The organism is Albimonas donghaensis (assembly GCF_900106695.1).
Lineage (GTDB): Bacteria > Pseudomonadota > Alphaproteobacteria > Rhodobacterales > Rhodobacteraceae > Albimonas > Albimonas donghaensis.
Genome location: NZ_FNMZ01000006.1, coordinates 167,931 through 185,015, shown reverse-complemented (window position 1 = coordinate 185,015; position 17,085 = coordinate 167,931). Strand labels below are relative to the sequence as shown.

General features: G+C 71.3%; 12 protein-coding genes. 7 read left to right on the top strand and 5 right to left on the bottom strand.

The window, feature by feature from the left end:
- Positions 1-295: 295 nt before the first annotated feature.
- Positions 296-6,256: a cadherin-like domain-containing protein gene (locus BLV24_RS16155; protein ID WP_092683649.1), complete on the bottom strand. Its 5,961-nt coding sequence runs from the start codon at positions 6,254-6,256 to the stop codon at positions 296-298.
- A gap of 307 nt (positions 6,257-6,563) precedes the next feature.
- Between BLV24_RS16155 and BLV24_RS16150 the strand changes: the two genes are divergently transcribed.
- From BLV24_RS16150 to BLV24_RS16120, 7 genes are all read left to right on the top strand, one after another.
- Positions 6,564-7,760 carry a transporter substrate-binding domain-containing protein gene (locus BLV24_RS16150; RefSeq protein ID WP_092683647.1) on the top strand — a complete coding sequence of 399 codons (1,197 nt, stop codon included), beginning with the start codon at positions 6,564-6,566 and terminating at the stop codon, positions 7,758-7,760.
- A 26-nt stretch (positions 7,761-7,786) separates the two neighbouring features.
- Positions 7,787-8,464 (top strand): ANTAR domain-containing response regulator, encoded by a 678-nt coding sequence (locus BLV24_RS16145; protein ID WP_092683737.1) that lies wholly within the window; start codon positions 7,787-7,789, stop codon positions 8,462-8,464.
- A 193-nt stretch (positions 8,465-8,657) separates the two neighbouring features.
- Positions 8,658-9,578 carry a nitrilase-related carbon-nitrogen hydrolase gene (locus BLV24_RS16140; RefSeq protein WP_092683645.1) on the top strand — a complete coding sequence of 307 codons (921 nt, stop codon included), beginning with the start codon at positions 8,658-8,660 and terminating at the stop codon, positions 9,576-9,578.
- Positions 9,575-10,747, top strand: a complete 1,173-nt coding sequence (locus tag BLV24_RS16135) for a substrate-binding protein (RefSeq protein WP_092683643.1) — start codon at positions 9,575-9,577, stop codon at positions 10,745-10,747. Before BLV24_RS16140 ends, BLV24_RS16135 begins: the two co-directional genes overlap by 4 nt.
- Before the next feature lie 85 nt (positions 10,748-10,832).
- Positions 10,833-11,666, top strand: coding sequence for a branched-chain amino acid ABC transporter permease (locus BLV24_RS16130; RefSeq protein ID WP_092683641.1), 834 nt, complete (start codon positions 10,833-10,835; stop codon positions 11,664-11,666).
- Positions 11,659-13,488 (top strand): branched-chain amino acid ABC transporter ATP-binding protein/permease, encoded by a 1,830-nt coding sequence (locus BLV24_RS16125; RefSeq protein WP_092683639.1) that lies wholly within the window; start codon positions 11,659-11,661, stop codon positions 13,486-13,488. Before BLV24_RS16130 ends, BLV24_RS16125 begins: the two co-directional genes overlap by 8 nt.
- Complete coding sequence (locus BLV24_RS16120) at positions 13,481-14,248, top strand: ABC transporter ATP-binding protein (protein ID WP_092683637.1); 768 nt, start codon at positions 13,481-13,483, stop codon at positions 14,246-14,248. The genes BLV24_RS16125 and BLV24_RS16120 overlap by 8 nt, the downstream gene beginning before the upstream one ends.
- Positions 14,249-14,420: 172 nt before the next feature.
- Here BLV24_RS16120 and BLV24_RS16115 read toward each other — a convergent pair whose 3' ends face one another.
- From BLV24_RS16115 to modB, 4 genes are all read right to left on the bottom strand, one after another.
- Positions 14,421-14,843 carry an EVE domain-containing protein gene (locus tag BLV24_RS16115; RefSeq protein WP_092683635.1) on the bottom strand — a complete coding sequence of 141 codons (423 nt, stop codon included), beginning with the start codon at positions 14,841-14,843 and terminating at the stop codon, positions 14,421-14,423.
- Positions 14,844-14,847: 4 nt separating this feature from the next.
- Positions 14,848-15,123 (bottom strand): YciI family protein, encoded by a 276-nt coding sequence (locus BLV24_RS16110; protein WP_092683633.1) that lies wholly within the window; start codon positions 15,121-15,123, stop codon positions 14,848-14,850.
- A gap of 116 nt (positions 15,124-15,239) precedes the next feature.
- Positions 15,240-16,343 (bottom strand): molybdenum ABC transporter ATP-binding protein, encoded by a 1,104-nt coding sequence (gene modC, locus BLV24_RS16105; protein WP_092683631.1) that lies wholly within the window; start codon positions 16,341-16,343, stop codon positions 15,240-15,242.
- Positions 16,344-16,347: 4 nt separating this feature from the next.
- On the bottom strand, positions 16,348-17,055 hold the full coding sequence (gene modB / locus BLV24_RS16100) for a molybdate ABC transporter permease subunit (protein ID WP_092683629.1): 708 nt from the start codon (positions 17,053-17,055) through the stop codon (positions 16,348-16,350).
- Between the last annotated feature and the right edge of the window lie 30 nt (positions 17,056-17,085).

The following is a 17,085-nucleotide window of genomic DNA, read 5'->3' as shown; positions in this document are numbered from 1 at the left end:
ATCCATGCCGGTATTTACCGCGGCACGACCAGTCTGGCGGCACGTTGGAGGCTGCGTCGGCTACGACCCACGATCTACACCGCGATGGCGAATGCCCTCTTTCGCTCTCGGTGTGTTCGAGCCCCCGCAACCAGTGATACACATCGACCCCCCGCGATACCATCGCGGGGGGTCGTTGCGTTCCAGCGAACATCCCAATCGAAGGCCGGACACAGACGCGATGCGATGCCGGCAGTTCCCTGCCGGACCCGCCATGGGGCCCGCGCGCCGGGGAACTCGCCGGCGCGCGGGCCTGTCACACCAGCGTCTCCGGCGCCTGCACGGTGAACGAGGCATAGGCGGCGTCCTCACCCCCATGACCGTCCGAGATCGCGTAGTCGAACCCCGTCGGGAAGGACTCCCCAGCCGCGAGGCCGTCAAAATCCCCGTCCGGAACAAACCAGAACCGTCCGTCCAGAAGAAGTCGCACCGCGCCGCCACCCGGCAGATCCACGCGTTCGCCCACATTGGCCGCCGAGCCGAGGACGCTCGAAACCGTGAGCGCCTGCCCCTCCGGATCGCTGTCCGCGCCATGGCCGTTGTCATCGAAGACGGAGCGGGAGAAGGTCGCGGTCGGATTGACGACGAACTCGTCGTCATTCGCCACCGGCGCCGCGTTGGGCGCCGTCACCGTGAAGGTCGCCACCGCCGCATCCGTCCCCCCGGCGGCGTTGGCGATGGCGTAGGAGAACGAGGTCTGGCGGCTCTCCCCCGGGATCAGGTCCGCGAAATCCCCGTCGGACACGAACCAGAACCGCCCGTCCGCCAGCAATCGCACCGCCCCGCCATCCGCGAGGTCCACGCGTTCGCCCACATTGTCGGCCGAGCCCTCGAAGCTCGATACCGTGAAGCCCGGACCGCCCGGGTCGCTGTCCTCGCCAAAGCCGTTGTCCGCGAACACGTCGCTGGCGAAGGTCGCGCCCGGCCGCACGTCGAAATGGTCGTCCTGCGCCGCCGGCGGCACGGGCGGTCCGGAGACGTTGACCGAGAAAGTCGCCTCGTCAAACCCGCCTCGCCCGTCGGAGATGCGGTAGGTTCCCAGGTCCACCCGCACGGACTCGCCGGGGGCGAGGTCGTCGAAGGCGTCCTCGGGGACGAAATAGAGATCGCCGTTGGCTTTCAGCCGGTAGCGGCCGAAATCGCCCGAGATCGCCTGGTCGACCGCCCCCGGATCGCCGTCCACCGCAACGATCTGAAGCGCGTCGCCATCCGGGTCGGAATCGGGGCCTGAGCCGTCGCCGGTCAGCACGTTGAACTTGCGCGTGCCCTGGGACGGGGTTTCGAACAGGTCGTCGACCGCCACCGGCGCGCGGTCGTCGTTGGTGATCAGCAGGTCGAGCGCCGTGCCGTCGAAGCCGCCGCGGTCGTCGGAGATCATGTAGGTGAAGTACTGGAGCACGGCTTCGCCCGGGGCCAGATAGTCGTAGTCGTCTTCCGGCACGAACCACATGTCGCCGTTGGGGTTGACCCGCATCCGCCCGCCCGTGGGCAGGTCGAAGCTGGCGCCCACAGGCGCCGACGTGCCGTCGCTGAGCCACAGGCCGCTGACATGGATGTCGTGACCGTCGGGGTCGGTATCCGCGCCGCTCGAACCCGGCGCGTCCTCGAGGATGTTGCGGGAGTGGGTGCGGTCGATGGTGGCCACGACCACGTCGGAGACCGCCGTCGGGGCGCTGTTGTCCTGCACGGTCAGCGATACCTGCCCGACGTCGGTCCCGCCCATTCCGTCCGAGACGGTGTAGGTGAACCCCACATCCGCCGCATAGCCGTCCAGGTCGTCGAAATCGCCGTCGGGATCGAACCAGAAGCGGCCGTCCTCCATCACCCGCAGGCGGCCGCCCTCGGGCAGGTCGAAGCCCTCGCCGACCCGCGCGGCCTGCCCGTTCACCGCCGAGATGGTCAACGGATCGCCGTCGAAGTCGCCGTCGTTGTCCAGCAGGTCGACCGCGGAGAACAGGCCGCCGGGGCTCACGTCATAGTCGTCGTCGCCGGCCTCGGGCGCGGACTGCCCCCCCTCCAGCGCGACGTCGAAGAAAATGACCTCCTCCGATCCGGCGAGCGAGAAGCTCAGCGTCGTCGGCTCCAGCGACCCCGCGGGCAAGGCGTAGTCCGCGGCGCTGTCGGCGCGCATGTAGAACAGCCCGTCGGGCTTCATCCGCACGGTCATGCCGGGGAGGTCATGGGCGACGTCGACCCCGCCGGGGGCGGACAGGAAGCTGTCCACCACGATGGGGTCGCCGTCGAGGTCCTCGATCCCGAACAGCTCCTCCAGGTCGAAGCCGACGGTCCGGCCCTGCTGCGCGACCAGCGTCGGGGTCTGCGCCACGGTCGGCGCATCGTCTTCGCCGATCAGCGTCAGGCTCAAGGTGGCGCTGCGGGTGGCGTAGGCGTCGGCCACCTCGTAGTCGAAGTCGAACTCCATCTCCTCGCCGGCCTTCAGGGACCGGTTTTCGTCAAGACTGATGTGGAGGAGCTCGCCGGTCCCCACCTCGATCGAGAAGCGCCCGTAGTCATGCGCCGGAGCGTCGGCGTCGCGGCCGTCGAAGGACGCGATCCGCAAGCCGCCCGCGGTCGCGTCCGGGTCCACGTCGTTGGCGAGCAGGTTGATGGCGACGGCGGCGTCCCCCTCGTAGAGGGTGAAGCGGTCGTCCTCCGGCTCGGGCGCCTCGTCGTGCCCGCGCAGGGTGAGGTAGACGCGGGCCAGCGTGCTGTCGCCATGTTCGTCCCGGGCTTCGTAGGCGAAATTCAGGCTCGCCTCGTCGTCCGGCGTGGCGGCGTCGTCGATGCCGTCGGTATCGATCCACATCCGGCCGTCATCGTTAAGCCGCACCCGCACATCGCCGATCGCCGTCGAGAAGGTCGTCACATGCGTGCCGTCCGCGCCCAGGTCGTCGCCGTCGAGGCTGGTGACGACCAGCGGCCCGCCCTCGGGGTCTTGGTCGGGCCCGCCGCCGCCGTTGTCGTCGAACACGTTGAGCGAGATCAGCTGTCCGTCGCGCGCCTCGACAAGGTCGTTGACCAGAACCGGCGACTGGTTGAGCCCTTCCAGCCGGATCGTGAAGGTTTCCCGGCCGGTGGAGCCCTTGCCGTCCGACACCGTGTAGTCCAGGTGCTGCTCGAAATAGGTTCCGACCCGCATCTCGGCGTAGACGTCCGAGGCCACGACCCAGAATTCGCCCGTGTCCTTGATCCGCACCCGGCTGCTGTCATCGAGCGTGATCGCGGTGTCGACAGCCGCCGCCTCGCCGTTGATCGCGATGACGCGCAGGACGTCGTTGACGTCCCGGTCGGTGTCTTCGCGGATCGTGTCGGCGTTGCCCGTGGGATTGCGCCCGGTGACCAGGTTGCCGTTATACGTGCCGCGACCCGCCACGGTGAGCTGGTCGTAATTGGCGATGACCGCGTCGTTCACCCCGTTGAGGGTGATGGTGATCTCCGCTTCCTCGCTGGTCGCCTGGTAGCCGTCTGTGGTGACGGAGTAATAGGCCGTGGTCACCGCCTGCTCGCCCGCCCCCAGCGCCCAGTAGCCGGCGTCCATCGCATAGCGCAGATATGGCTCGGAGGTCGTGGGCTCCACGAACAGGCCGAACGTGTCGTCCGTCACGCGGGCGTCGATATGGCCCAGCGCGCCGTCGATGAAGACGTCGGCGCCCGAGCCGTTGTCGTCGAGCACCCGGAACTCATGGATCCCGCCCCCGTTCACCACGAAGGCGTCGTCGCGGACCTGCACCGGGTCGGACCGGCCCTGGACCCGCAGGTCGAAAACGCCGGTCGCGCTGCGGCCGGTGTCGTCCATGACGGTGTACTCGCCGCCGAGATAGCTCAGGTCGGTGTTGCGCAGCGACTGGAAGCCGTCGCGCACGTCGACGGTCAGCATCCCCAGGCTGCTCAGCGAATAGATCGTGCCCGACGGCGCGGTGAAGGCCGGCCCGTCTGCGACCAGGGTGAAGGGGTCGCCGTCCCCGTATTCCAGATCCAGGCTCACCGCGCGCAGGCTGTCGCCGCGGCCCGTGTCCTCGCCCTCGCCATTGTCGGCGAACAGGTCGAAGACCTGGACCTCGTCCTCGCGGATCAGGTCCAGGTCGTCGTTCCGGGCCTCCGGCGGCGGGGCGGCGACCAGGCGCAGCGCGTCCGCGGCCGTGCGCTCCACCGTCATCGCCGTCGCGACGACCGAGCCGGTGAGCAGCAGGCGCGCCTCCGGCGTCCCGTCGTCGTCTTCGTCCAGCGTGACCTCGACCCCGTCCGCGACATCCGCGAAGGTCACGCCGTAGCCGGTGAGCGCGGTCCCCTGGATCCGGATCTCGTCGCCCAGGTTCAGGTCGCGGATCACGTCGCCGTCATGGTCGGCCACGCTCCCCACCACGTGCTGCACGCCCGAACCCAGGATGATCTCGTCCGCGCCGCCGAGGCCCGCGACCGTGTCCGTCCCGCCCCCGGCGGCGCCGGTGCGCAGCACGTCGGCGCGCGCGGTTCCGGTCATGTCATTGGCGCCGCCGTCGCCCGCCAGCTCCAGCAGCGGGGGCGCGGCGGGATCGACGGCGATGTTCCGCAGATCGCCGTCGGGGTTGAGGGCGTCGAGATGGATGGCGACCCGGGAGCCGGTTCCGCCGTCCTCGATGACCATCCCCGCATTCGACAGCGTAACGGCCTGGGCGTATCTCATGCGGAGCGTCACGTCGCTCGGCGCCGGGCCGCCCGGCTCGCCGAAGCGCAGCGTCTCGAAGTCCGCGACGAGAACGCCGCGCAGGTCGTAGTCGCCCGCCGCCGCCGCGCCCGCGATCTCCAGCACGTCGCCGTCGCCCGTCCCGCTGTCTTCGTCCCCGCTCAGCAGCAGGTCGTCCACCAGGTGTTCGGCCGCGAGGATCACCACACGGTCGTCGCCACCGCCGGCATAGAGCCGGTCGACCCCGCCCGAGGTCTCGATCAGGTCGTTCCCCGTCCCCGCCGTGACGATATCGCGGATGCCGCTCAGCGGGGCGCCGTCGCGGTATTCGTGCGGGGTCGGGTCAAAGATGCTGACCGCGGGCCCGTGGCGGGCGGTCAGCTGCCAGAGCTCGGACATGATCTCGACGGTTCCGCCCGTCTCCGAGGTCCAGACATGACGCACCGCGCCGCTGTCGTCGAAGCTCAGCGCGTTCTCCCCATCCGCCCCGCCGGAATAGCCCTGCGCCGCGATGTCGGAGATCGCCGTCAGCGACCGGGTGGTCTCGTCCACCAGCAGCACGCGGGAATAGACGTCGGTGTCCGCGCCCGAGAACAGCTCGGTCCAGCTGATCACCGCGTGGCCCGAGGGCAGGATCTCCACCACCGGGTTCGTCTTGGCCCTGTCGGCGTCGCCCGCGCCCGACACCACGAAGGCGGTCCCGAACCCGCTGCGATCCACCCAGACCGCGCTGATTTCGTTGATGTCGGAGACATAGGCGACGAGGAAGCCGTTCGGCCCCGCCGCGATGCTGGGGGAAGCCTCCGCGCCGCCCGCGACGCCGTCGAGCGTCAGGCCCACGGTGTCGCTGATCCAGTTGGCGTTGCTGTTGCGATAGTAGGTCCGCGCGTTGACCGTCACGGTCCCGTCGGAGGCCTCCCGCACCCAGGCGAGGCCGACTTCGCGGCGCTCCTCGTCATAGGCCGAAACCGGGCTGGAATAGATGTCGCCGCCGAAATTGCGGGTCGGAACGATGGCCTCGATCTCGAACGGCGCCCCGGTCGCGAAGTCGAGCAGGTGGATCCGCAGTTGCGGACGGCCGCCCTCCATGCCCGTGACGAAGTGGTAGTCGCTCCCCGCGAAGAACGAGCCGGATTCGTAGCTGACATCGGTCGCCGACGCCGAATTGGGGAAGATCCGCTCATTGCCATGGGTCAGCCGCGCCCCGCTCGACGCCTGGTAGCTGACCGACTGCACGCCCGCGGGTTCGCTGGCGTGGGTCTCTCGCCAGGCGACCGTGATGTTGTCGGTCCCCTGGTAGACATCCAGCGACACGTCCGAGCCCAGCAGGTGGTCGCCGTCAAGCTCCGTCCCCGGGGTCTTGGGCGCGGCGTAGCGGGCGGTCAGGTCGGCTTCGTGGACCTGGAGGCGGGCCTGCCCGGCCTCCGACCAGGCCAGCGCGAAGGCGCCGCCGCTCAGAAACGCGATCTGCGGCCCGCTAAGGCCGGCGCCGCTCACGAGCACGGGGTCGTCGTCGCTGATCCGATCGTAGTCGTAGGTCGTGGCAATGGACATTCCGAGTTCCCCCATGGGCTCGGGACCGTCGCCATCCGAACGACCGCATCCCGGCGCCAGTACATTTCACGACGCGGCGCGGCCGGCTGCCGACGCCATGGACGTTTCGTCCGACTCTGGCACGAAGCGCCCGGCCGGGATGCGACCTGAGTCACGTGCTTCGCATTGATTCCGCACACGCGAAGACCTTAGGTCAGATATCTCCGCAGCCGCAACCGATTGACCGGCGCCGCCGCGCGCGGGCACAGTCCCGCGATCCCGTCCGCCCCCCCGCCGGAAAGCCCCGCATGATCCAGCAGTCCCGCCGATGACCCCGCCCGCGACCGCCCCCGCGCCCACGACCGCCGCCGCCCCCGCGACAGGCGCTGCGGGAGAGGCCTGGCGGGTGGGGGTGCTGTTCTCCCGCTCCGGCCCCACCTCGGTCACCGAGACCGAGCATTTCCTGGGAACCGAGCTCGCCATCGCCGAGATCAACGGCGCCGGCGGCGTGCTGGGCCGCCCCATCGTCCCCGTCGTCCACGACCCGGGCGGCGATTCCGGCGAATACCGTGCGCTGGCCCGCCGGATGCTGGCGGAGGACGACGTCTCCGTGATCTTCGGGGGCTCCATGTCCGCGTCGCGCAAGGCGGTGCTGCCGATCGTGGAGCGCTATAACGGCCTGCTGTTCTACCCCTCAATGTACGAGGGGTTCGAATACGGGGAGAACATCCTCTATATCGGCGCCACGCTGAACCAGACCATCTTCCCGCTGGCCGACTGGCTGATGGCGCGCGGGGCGCGGCGGGTGCATCTGCTGGGCGCGGACTACGTGTTCCCCCGCGAATCCAACCGGGTGATGCGCGACCTGGTGGAAAGCCGGGGCGGGGAGATCACCGGCGAACGCCACCTGCCGCTGCTCGCCTCCCCCGAGGCCATCGCGGCGGAGATGGAGGAGGTCGCCCGGCTCGCCCCGGACGTGGTGTTCTCCACCCTCGTCGGGCGGACGGCGCGGGAGTTCTACCGGCTCTACGACGCCGCGGGCATCGACCGGCACGCGCGCCCCATCGCCTCCCTCACCATGGCCGAAACCGAGATGCGGGAGATCGGGGTCGCGAAATGCGATGGCCACGTGCTCGCCGCCACCTATTTCAGCGGGCTGCCGGGGGCGGAGAACGCCGATTTCGTGCGCCGCTTCCGCGACCGTTTCGGCCCCGACGCCACGCCCACCACCTGGTCGGAGCCCGCCTATCTGCAGGTGCATCTCTTCGCCCGCGCGCTGGCCGAGGCCGGGTCCATGGACCCCCGCCGCCTGTCCGACGCGGCCCTGGGGCTGGAGATGCGCGCCCCCGGCGGGCCGGTGCGCATGGACCCGGAGACCCGCCACATGTGGCTGACCCCGCGCATCGGCGTGGCGCGGTCCGACGGGGGCTTCGACCTCGCCTGGACCGCGGATCGCCCCGTGCGCCCCGACCCCTGGCTCGCCGTCACGCGCTTCGAGGAAGCGTGGACGGCGGCGCCGGTCTGACGGGGGGCGGGCCCATGCGGGGGGATATGCAGGGAAGCGTCGGCAGGGGCGCTCGGGGCGGGCGCAACGATGGCGCGCGCCGGATCCTGGAGGATCTGCGCCGCGCCCGCGTGCTGGTCGCGCATCCGCCGGACGAGGACGGGGCGCTGCTCGCCAACCATCTGCGCCGGCTGGGCTGCGACGTGCGCGAGGCCTGGCCCGTGCCCGCCCCCTTGCCCGACGATGTGGACGCGGTGTTCCTCGCCATCGAGGACCGGCTGCCCGAGGCGCTGGCGCTGTCGGTCGGGCTGGAGGACGGCGGCCCCGCGATCATCGCCGTGGTGACCTACGAGACGCCGACCGCGCTGAAGGCCATCGTCGATCTCAACGTGCACGGCGTGATTTCCAAGCCCCTGCGCACGGCGGGGGTGCTGACCCAGTTCGCGCTCGCCCGTCACCGGCGCGGCTACGAGACCCGGCTTTCGGCCAAGGTCCGCAAGCTGGAGGAGACGCTGAAGGGCCGCCGGGTGGTCGAACGCGCGGTGAAGCTGCTGGTCGAGCATCAGGGGCTGGACGAGGACGCGGCCTACCGGCTGATCCGCGACCAGGCGAGCGCCGAGCGCGCGGCCCTGTCCTCGGTGGCGGAGCATGTGATCCAGGCGCATGAGACGATGCAGAAGCTCGGCCTGCGCATGGCGCCGCCGCAGGGCGGCTCGGGCGCCTGATTTAGCGGCGCCCCGTTCCGGACGCTCAAGAAGCGGGCTTGACCAGGACCGTCGAATCGTCGATTCTGGTTACAGGAGCAGCATCGCTCCTGCGCGGCAGGGTCGCCGCCATTCACATTCAGGCTATGCAGCCCTTGGCTTGCGGATCGCATATCGCGACCGCGCCAGGGGCTTTTTGCGTTTTGGAGGGGGCATGAGCTCCAGCAAGGACGTGCGGGCGATCACCATCGCCTGCCTCCAGTTCGAACCGAGGATCGGCGAGGTCGAGGCCAATCTCGACGCGCTCGACCGTCTCGCGCGCGCCGCGGCCGCGCAGGGGGCCGAGCTGATCGTGGCCCCGGAACTCGCCGACAGCGGCTATGTCTTCGCCGACCGGGCGGAGCTTTCGCGGCTCGCCGCCCCGATCCCCTCGGGCGCGCCGTCCCGGCGGCTGGAGGGGCTGGCGCGGGAGCTGGGGGTGCACATCGTCTCCGGTCTCGCCGAGGCGCGGGCGGGGCGGTTCCACAATTCCGCGGCGCTGTTCGGGCCCGACGGCTTCATCGGGGCCTATCGCAAGCTGCATCTGTGGGACGGGGAGACCACGGTCTTCGACCGCTCGCCGCCCGAGGCCCCGGTCTTCGACACCGCGCTGGGCCGCATCGCGCTGGCGGTCTGCTACGACGGCTGGTTCCCCGAGCTTTTCCGCCGCTACGCGCTGGCCGGCGCGCAGGTGGTGGCGGTCCCGACCAACTGGGTGCCCATGCCCGGCCAGCCCGAGGACGCCTCGGCCATGGCCAACATCCTCCACCAGGCCGCGGCGCATTCCAACGGGCTGATCATCGCCTGCGCCGACCGGGTGGGGGTGGAGCGCGGGCAGCCCTTCATCGGGCGCTCGGTGATCGTGGACGCGACGGGCTTCCTGCTCGCCGGGCCCGCCTCGGCCGACGCCGAGGAGATCCTGCTCGCCCGCGCCACGCCCGGCGCCGCCGCCGCCACGCGCCAGGTGACCCCCCGCAACAACGTGCTGAGCGATCGGCGCGAAGACGCCTATGGCCCCGGTTTCGGTCCGACGGACCCGGACGCGGCGCCGAACGCAGACGACAAGACGTCCCAGACCGCAGGAGAGGTGACATGACCAAGACCCGGATTTTCCCCGCGCTCGCCGCGTCGGCCCTTTCGATGGGGCTGGCGCTGGCCTCCGGCGCCGCCTTCGCCCAGTCCGGCGACCCGATCAGGATCGGCGTGCCGGTGGGCCTGTCGGGCGCCAACTCGGTGGTCGCGCCGTCGGTGGTGCAGGCGGCCGAACTGGCGGTGGAGCAGATCAACGCCAAGGGCGGCGTGCTCGGCCGGCCGCTGGAGCTGGTGGTGGCCGATGACGCCTCCGGCGCCGCGGGGGCCCAGAAGGCCTTCGACAGCCTGATCTTCAAGGAGGAGGTCGACGTCCTGATCTCCATGGAGACCTCGGCCGCCCGCAACGCCGGCCTTCCCGCGGTGCAGCGCGGCCGGGTGCCCTATATCTACACCTCGTTCTACGAGGGGCGGTCCTGCTCCCCCTATCTCTTCGTCAACGCCTGGGTGCCCGAACAGCAGGTTCCCCCGGTCGTCGACTACCTGATGGCCGAGGGCGCGACGAAATACTACCTGATCGGCTCCGACTACGCCTTCGGGCGCGGGATGCTGGAATTCGCCGCCAAGTATATCGCCGAGACCGGCGGCGAGGTCGTGGGCGACGACTACCTGCCCATGGACGGCACCGACTGGACGGCGATCATCTCCAACCTCAAGAGCTCGGGCGCCGAGGCGCTGATCACCTCCACCGCGGGCGGCGCGCCCAACGTGACCCTGACCAAGCAGCTGCGCGGCGCCGGGGTGAGCCTGCCCTACGCCAATCTCGCGGTGGACGAGGGCACGGCCGCGGCGATGGGCGCGGACGCGGAGGGCATCCTGATCTCCGCCAGCTACGTGACCGGGATCGAGAGCGAGGCCAACGCCGCCTTCCTCGACGCCATGAAGGCCAAGTTCGGGGAGGAGCTGCGCACCCCCAACGACCTGTCGGTCCCGCAATACGAAGCCGTCTTCGCCTATGCCGCGGCGGTGGAGAAGGCCGGCGACACCGACACCCGCGCCGTGCTGGCGGCGCTGCCGGAGGTCACGGTCACCGGGCCGCGGGGCGATATCACCATGTCCAGGCAGAACCATGCGCCGCTGACCATGTATCTCGGCCAGGTGCAGGCCGACGGCTCGGTCAAGGTGGTGTCGTCCTTCGAGAACGTCGACCCGGGCGAGCAGTGCCCGAACCTCTGATCGGGTCCGCGACCGGAAGGGAGGCGGGGTGCGCCCCGTCTCCCCGCCGCGCGCCGCCCCCATCCCGCACAAGGAACGCCCTGCGATGACGCTTGCGCTCGACATGATCACCACGGCGGCGATCCTGTTCATCGTCGCCTCCGGCCTGCTCGCCATTTTCGGCGTGCTCAAGATCATCAACTTCGCCCATGGCGCCTGGCTGACCGTGGGCGGCTATTGCGCCGTGGTCTGCGCGCAGGCGGGGATCACGCCCTGGCTGTCGCTGCCGCTGGCCTTCGTCGTCGGCGCGGCGCTCGGGGGACTGACCGAGCGTTTCATCGTCCGCCCGCTCTACGACCGTCCGCTGGACGCGATCCTCGCCACCTGGGGGCTGGGCATCGTGGTCGGCCAGCTGATCACGCTGGGCTTCGGGCGCGACGTGCAGTTCACCGAAAGCCTGCTGCCCGGCGCGGTGTCCTTCGCGGGGGTGGATTATTCGCTCTACCGGCTGTTCACGCTGGCCGCGGCGCTGGTCATCGGGGGCGGCTTCGCGCTGCTGCTGGACGGGACCCGGCTGGGCCTGTCGGCGCGCGCGGTCATCATGAACGAGCATCTGGCCCGGGCGCTGGGCCTCGACACCGCGAAGGTGCGCGCGGCGACCTTCATGCTGGGGGCGGGGCTGGCGGGGCTGGCGGGCGCGCTGCTGTCGCCGCTGACCTCGGTGGACCCGACCATGGGCGTCGGCTGGCTGGTGGGCGCCTTCATGCTGGTGATGGCGGCGGGGTCGTCCTTCGCCGGGCTCGCCGTGGCCTGCCTGCTGTTCGGATCGGCGCAGGTCATCGTCTCCACCTTCGTCTCGCCGATCCTGGGCGGGATCACCGTCGCGGTGCTCTCGGCGCTGGTGCTGCGGATCCGGCCGAAAGGGTTCTCCAATGTCTGACGCCCCCGCGCTTTCCGAAACGTCGGCCTCCCGACCCTCGCGCCGCCGCCGCGCGGCCCCGCGGCTGGCGCTGCTGGCGGGGACCGGGACGGCGCTGCTGGCGCTGGCGCTGCTGGGGCCCGAGGTCTTCGACCGCTTCACCATCAACGTGCTCACCCGCTCGATGATCTACGCCATGCTGGCGATCACCGTGGACCTGCTCTGGGGCTTCGCCGGGGTGCTGACCTTCGGCCAGGCGGCGTTCTTCGGGGTCGGCGCCTACGCCACCGCGATGATCCTCACCCATGTCGGATCCTCCCCCGCGCTGCTGGCGCTGGCGCTGGTCGCGGCGGTGCTGATCCCCGCGGCGATGGGCTGGCTGGTGGGCTGGATGAGCTTCTATCACGGCTCCACCGCCTTCTACGCCACGGTGATCTCGCTGCTGGTGCCCATCGTGGTCACCCAGCTGATCTATGCGGGCGGAGCGACCACCGGGTCGTCCTCCGGCCTCGTGGGGTATTGGGGGATGGACCTGTCGCTCGACGGCTATTTCCGGCTGGCGGGCGTGTGCCTCGCGGCGATGACGGTCGCGGCGCTGGTCTTCGTGAAGTCCGATGCCGGCCGGGTGCTGACCGCGATCCGCGACAACGAACTGCGCTGCGCCTATCTTGGGCTTTCGCCCCAGCGCATCAAGATCCGCCTGACCGCGGCGCTGGGGGCGGCGGCGGGCTTCGCCGGCTGGCTCTACGCCAACGCGTCGGGCGTGGTGGCGCCCGAGATCAGCTCCTTCGTCTTCGGGACCGAGCTGGTGGTCTGGACCGCGCTCGGCGGGCGGGCGACGGTGCTCGGCCCGGTGCTGGGGGCGCTGGGCATCGACTGGCTGTCCGCCTCCCTGTCGGGCGAGATGCCGTTCCTGTGGCAGCTCGTCATCGGCGCGCTGTTCGTGGCCATGATCATCGTCCTGCCCAACGGGCTGGCGGCGCTGGTCACCCGCGGATTCGGGCGCCGCGGGGGCGACCCCGCCATGGGCGCCGCCCCGCCGCTGGTCGAGGCGCCCCCCGCCGCCGAACCCGGGGCCGCGCCGCTCTCCGACCTCTCCGCCCCCCTGCTGGCGGTCCGCGACCTGTCGAAGTCCTACGGCGCGCACAAGGTTCTCCAGGGCATCGACCTGGAGATCCGGCCGGGCGAGCTCGTGTCCCTCGTCGGGCCCAACGGCGCCGGCAAGACCACGCTGATGCGCTGCCTCACCGACGGCGACGCCCGCTCGGGCGGGGAGGCCGAGATCGCCGGCCGCTCCATCGACGGGCTCACCCCGGACCGGATCGTGGCGCTGGGCGTCGGCCGCAAGTTCCAGGTCGCCAGCGTGTTCGAGAGCCTGACCGTGGCCGAGTGCCTGCGCATGGCCCGCGTCTCCATCGACCGCCCCAGCCCCTGGGCCTCGGCCGAGACGCTGGCCCTTCCCGCCGCCGCCATCGAGATCCTGCGGCTCACCGGGCTCGACCGCATGCTGGGCGCGCCGGTCAGCCTGCTCTCGCATGGTCAGAAGCAGAGCCTGGAGCTCGCCATGGTGGTCTGTCTCGAACCCCGCCTGATCCTGCTGGACGAGCCCACCGCCGGCCTCACCAAGACCGAGCGCGCGACCATCGGCGCGGTGCTGCGCAAGCTGACCGCGGAGCTGGGCTGCGCCGCGATCCTTGTCGAGCATGACCTGGATTTCGTGCGCGACATCTCCTCGCGCATCGTGGTGCTGCATCAGGGGCGGCTGGTGCTGGACGGCACGGTGGAGGCTGTCGTGAACTCCGACACCGTGCGCGAGATCTATTCGGGAGGCGGTCATGCCTGACGCATCCAACCCCGCATCCAACTCGGCGCCCAACTCGGCGCCCCACCCCGAAACCGAAACCGCGCCGGTGCTGGCGCTGACCGACCTGCGGTCGGGCTACGGCGCGCATGACGTGCTCAACGGCGTGGCGCTGGAGGTGCGCGCGGCCGAGATCTTCGCCCTGATGGGCAAGAACGGCATGGGCAAGTCGACCCTGCTGAAGACCGTGCTGGGTCTGGTTCCCGCGCGGGCGGGGGATGTCCGCCGCGCCGGCGTCTCGATCCTCGGGGCCACGCCCGCGGCGCTGGTCGCCTCCGGCCTCGGCTACGCGCCGCAGGAGCAGCCGCTCTTCGTCGACCTGTCGATCCGCGACAACCTGCGGCTGGCCCTGCGCTCGGACAGGGAATTGCCGGGGGCGCTGGAGCGGGTGGCGGCGCATTTCCCGTTCTTCCTCGACCGGCTGGGGCAGAAGGCGGGCACGCTGTCGGGGGGCGAGCAGAAAATGCTGATCCTGTCGCGCGCGCTGATGCTGCGCCCGCGGCTGCTGCTGATCGACGAGATCTCGGAGGGGTTGCAGCCCACGGTCGTCGCCCGCATCGCCGCCGCCCTGCGGGCCGAGCGGGATGAGAACGGGACGGCGGTGCTGCTGGTCGAGCAGAACCTGGATTTCGCGCTGTCGGTGGCGGATCGCTGGGCGGTGCTGAAGCTCGGCGCCATCGACGACGAAGGCGACAACGACGCGCAGGCGCGGGACCGGGTGCTCGCCCATCTCAAGATCTGAGAGGGCGGCGGCGGGGCGGGGAAGGCGGGCGCCTCCCCCGCGCGCGCTGCGAAACATCCGTAGGGCGGGTTTCAACCCGCCGCGCCCGCCCAGACACCCGCCCCCGCCCCCGCCTCCGCCCCCGACGCACAGGCGCGACGCGGGTCATGGGGCGCGGGTCATGGGGCGCCCGTCAGGGGGCCTTGTAGCCGCCCATCTCGCAGACCACGGCCCATTCGGCCTCGGTCACCGGCTGCACCGACAGGCGGGTGTTGGCGACCAGCGCCATGCCCTCCAGCCGCGGCTCGGCCTTGCATTCGGCCAGCGTCACCGGCCGCGGAAACGGCGCCACGGCGCGGATGTCCACGCATTCCCAGCGCGGATCGTCGGTCTTCGGGTCGGGATGCGCCTCGGCGATCACCTCGACCACGCCGACCACCTGCTTTTCGTTCACCGAGTGGTAGAAGAAGCCGAGATCGCCCACCTTCATCGCCCGCATGTTGTTGCGGGCCTGGTAGTTGCGCACCCCGTCCCAGGGCTCGCCCGCGTCGCCCCGGGCCACCTGGTCGTCCCAGGACCAGGTGTTGGGCTCGGACTTGAACAGCCACAGCGCCATGCGCTCAGGCCCCGATCACGTGCTTGAAGGCCTTGATCTCGACGCTCTCGAACAGGCCGGCCTTGGCGTAGGGATCGGCGGCGGCCCAGGCCTCGGCCTCGGCCCGGTCGTCGGTGGCGAGCATCAGGATCGAGCCGCACATGGCGCCCGCGTCGTCGATCATCGGGCCGCCGAAAGTGGCGAGCCCGGTCTCCGCCACATAGGCGAGATGGGCGTCGCGATTGGCGAGACGGGTGTCCAGCGCGCCGGCGCGGTCGCGGCAGATCAGGATATGGGGCATGGGGGTTCTCCGCTTGCGGTCGGCCTCCGGCATAGCCGCCGGGGGCGGGACGGGCAAGGCGGGACGGGCGCGGCGGGACGGGCGGGACGGGCGGGGCAGGGGGGCGGGGACGGAGCCTAGCCCGTCGCCCGGCCCACATCGGTCCGGGCGACGGCCACCGATTTCACCACGCACCAGCACGCCGCCCCCGGCGCGATCTCCAGCGCGGCGGCGGAGCGGCGGGTGATCCGGGCCAGCAGCAGATCCTCGCCGACCCGCAGCTGCACCAGCGCGCCGCCGCCCTCGCCGACCCGAAGCCCGACGACCTCTCCGGCCAGGATGTTGAGCGCCGACAGCCCCTCCGGCCGCGTCCGCGACAGGATCACCTCCTGCGCCGCGATGCGGATGCGCAGCCGCGTCCCCGGCGCCGCCCGCATCCGCGGCAGCAGCAGGCGGCCGCCCGAGACCTCAACCTCGGTCAGCCCGTCGGCGTGATGCGCCGCCACCACGCCGGGCAGCAACGCGCCCGCGTCGCGCAGTCCCAGCGCCGGCGCGGCTTCGAGATCCGAGAGCACCTCCGCCGCAGGCCCCGCCCGCGCCACGCGCCCCGCCTCCATCGCCACCACGGTCGTCGCCAGCCGGGCGACCTCGGCCATGGCGTGACTGACATAGAGGATCGGGACCCCGGCCGCGTCGCGCAGGCGCTCCAGATAAGGCAGGATCTCGGCCTTGCGGGCTTCGTCCAGCGCCGCCAGCGGTTCGTCCATCAGCAGCATCCGGGGGCGCGACAGCAGCGCCCGCCCGATCGCCGCCCGCTGTTTCTCTCCGCCCGAAAGCGCGCCGGGGCGCCGATCCAGCAGCGGGCCGATGCCCAGCATCTCCACCACCCGGTCGAATTCCCCCGGCGCCGCGCGGCCGGGCGCGAACCACGCCCCGAAGGCCAGGTTCGCCCGCAGACTCAGATGCGGGAACAGCCGGGCCTCCTGGAACACATAGCCCAGCCGCCGCCGATGCGGGGCCAGCCGGGGTCCGCAGGCCGCGTCGAACAGAACCTCCCCGTCCAGCGCGATCCGCCCTTCCCGCGGGGCCAGCAGCCCGGCCACGGCGTTGACCACCGTGGTCTTGCCCGAGCCCGAGCGCCCGAACAGGGCCGTCACCCCCGGCGGCGCGTCGAACCGCGCGTCCAGGGAGAACCCTCCCGGCCCCCCGAAATCATGGCGAATGTCCACCGACAGCCCCATGCCCTCACCCCGCCCCGATGCGCCGCGCGACCCGGCTCGCCAGCGCCTCGGAAACCAGCAGCGCCGCCATCGACACCGCGACCGAAATCGCCACGAGGACCAGCGCCGCGTCCTCTCCGCCCGGCGATTGCAGCAGGGCGTAGATGGCGGCGGGCAGGGTGCGCGTCTCGCCGGGGATGGAGGACACGAAGGTGATCGTCGCCCCGAACTCCCCCATCGCGCGGGCGAAGCCCAGAACCGCCCCGGCCAGTACGCCGGGCAGGATCAGCGGCAGCGTCACCAGCCCGAACACCGCCCAGCGGGGCGCGCCGAGCGTCGCCGCGGCGGCCTCCAGCTTCGGGTCCACCGCCTCGATCGCCAGCCGGATCGCGCGCACCATCAGCGGAAAGGCCATCACCGCGGCGGCCAGCGCCGCCCCCGTCCAGCGGAAGGCCAGCACCAGGCCGAACGTCTCCTCCAGCCAGCCGCCCACCGGCCCGCGGCGCCCGAACAGCATCAGCAGAAGGTATCCGGTGGCGACAGGCGGCAGCACCAGCGGCAGATGCACGACCCCGTTCAGCAGCGCGCGGCCCGGGAAGCGCACGCGCGCCAGCAGCAGCGCCACCCCCACCGCCGGCGGCAGGGCGCAGAGCGTCGACCAAAGCGCGACCTTGAGCGACAGCGCCAGCGCCTCGCGCGTGGCGGGGTCGAGCCACACCCCTCCATCCTGCATGCCTGCGCGTCCCTCTTCTCGTCCCCCGGT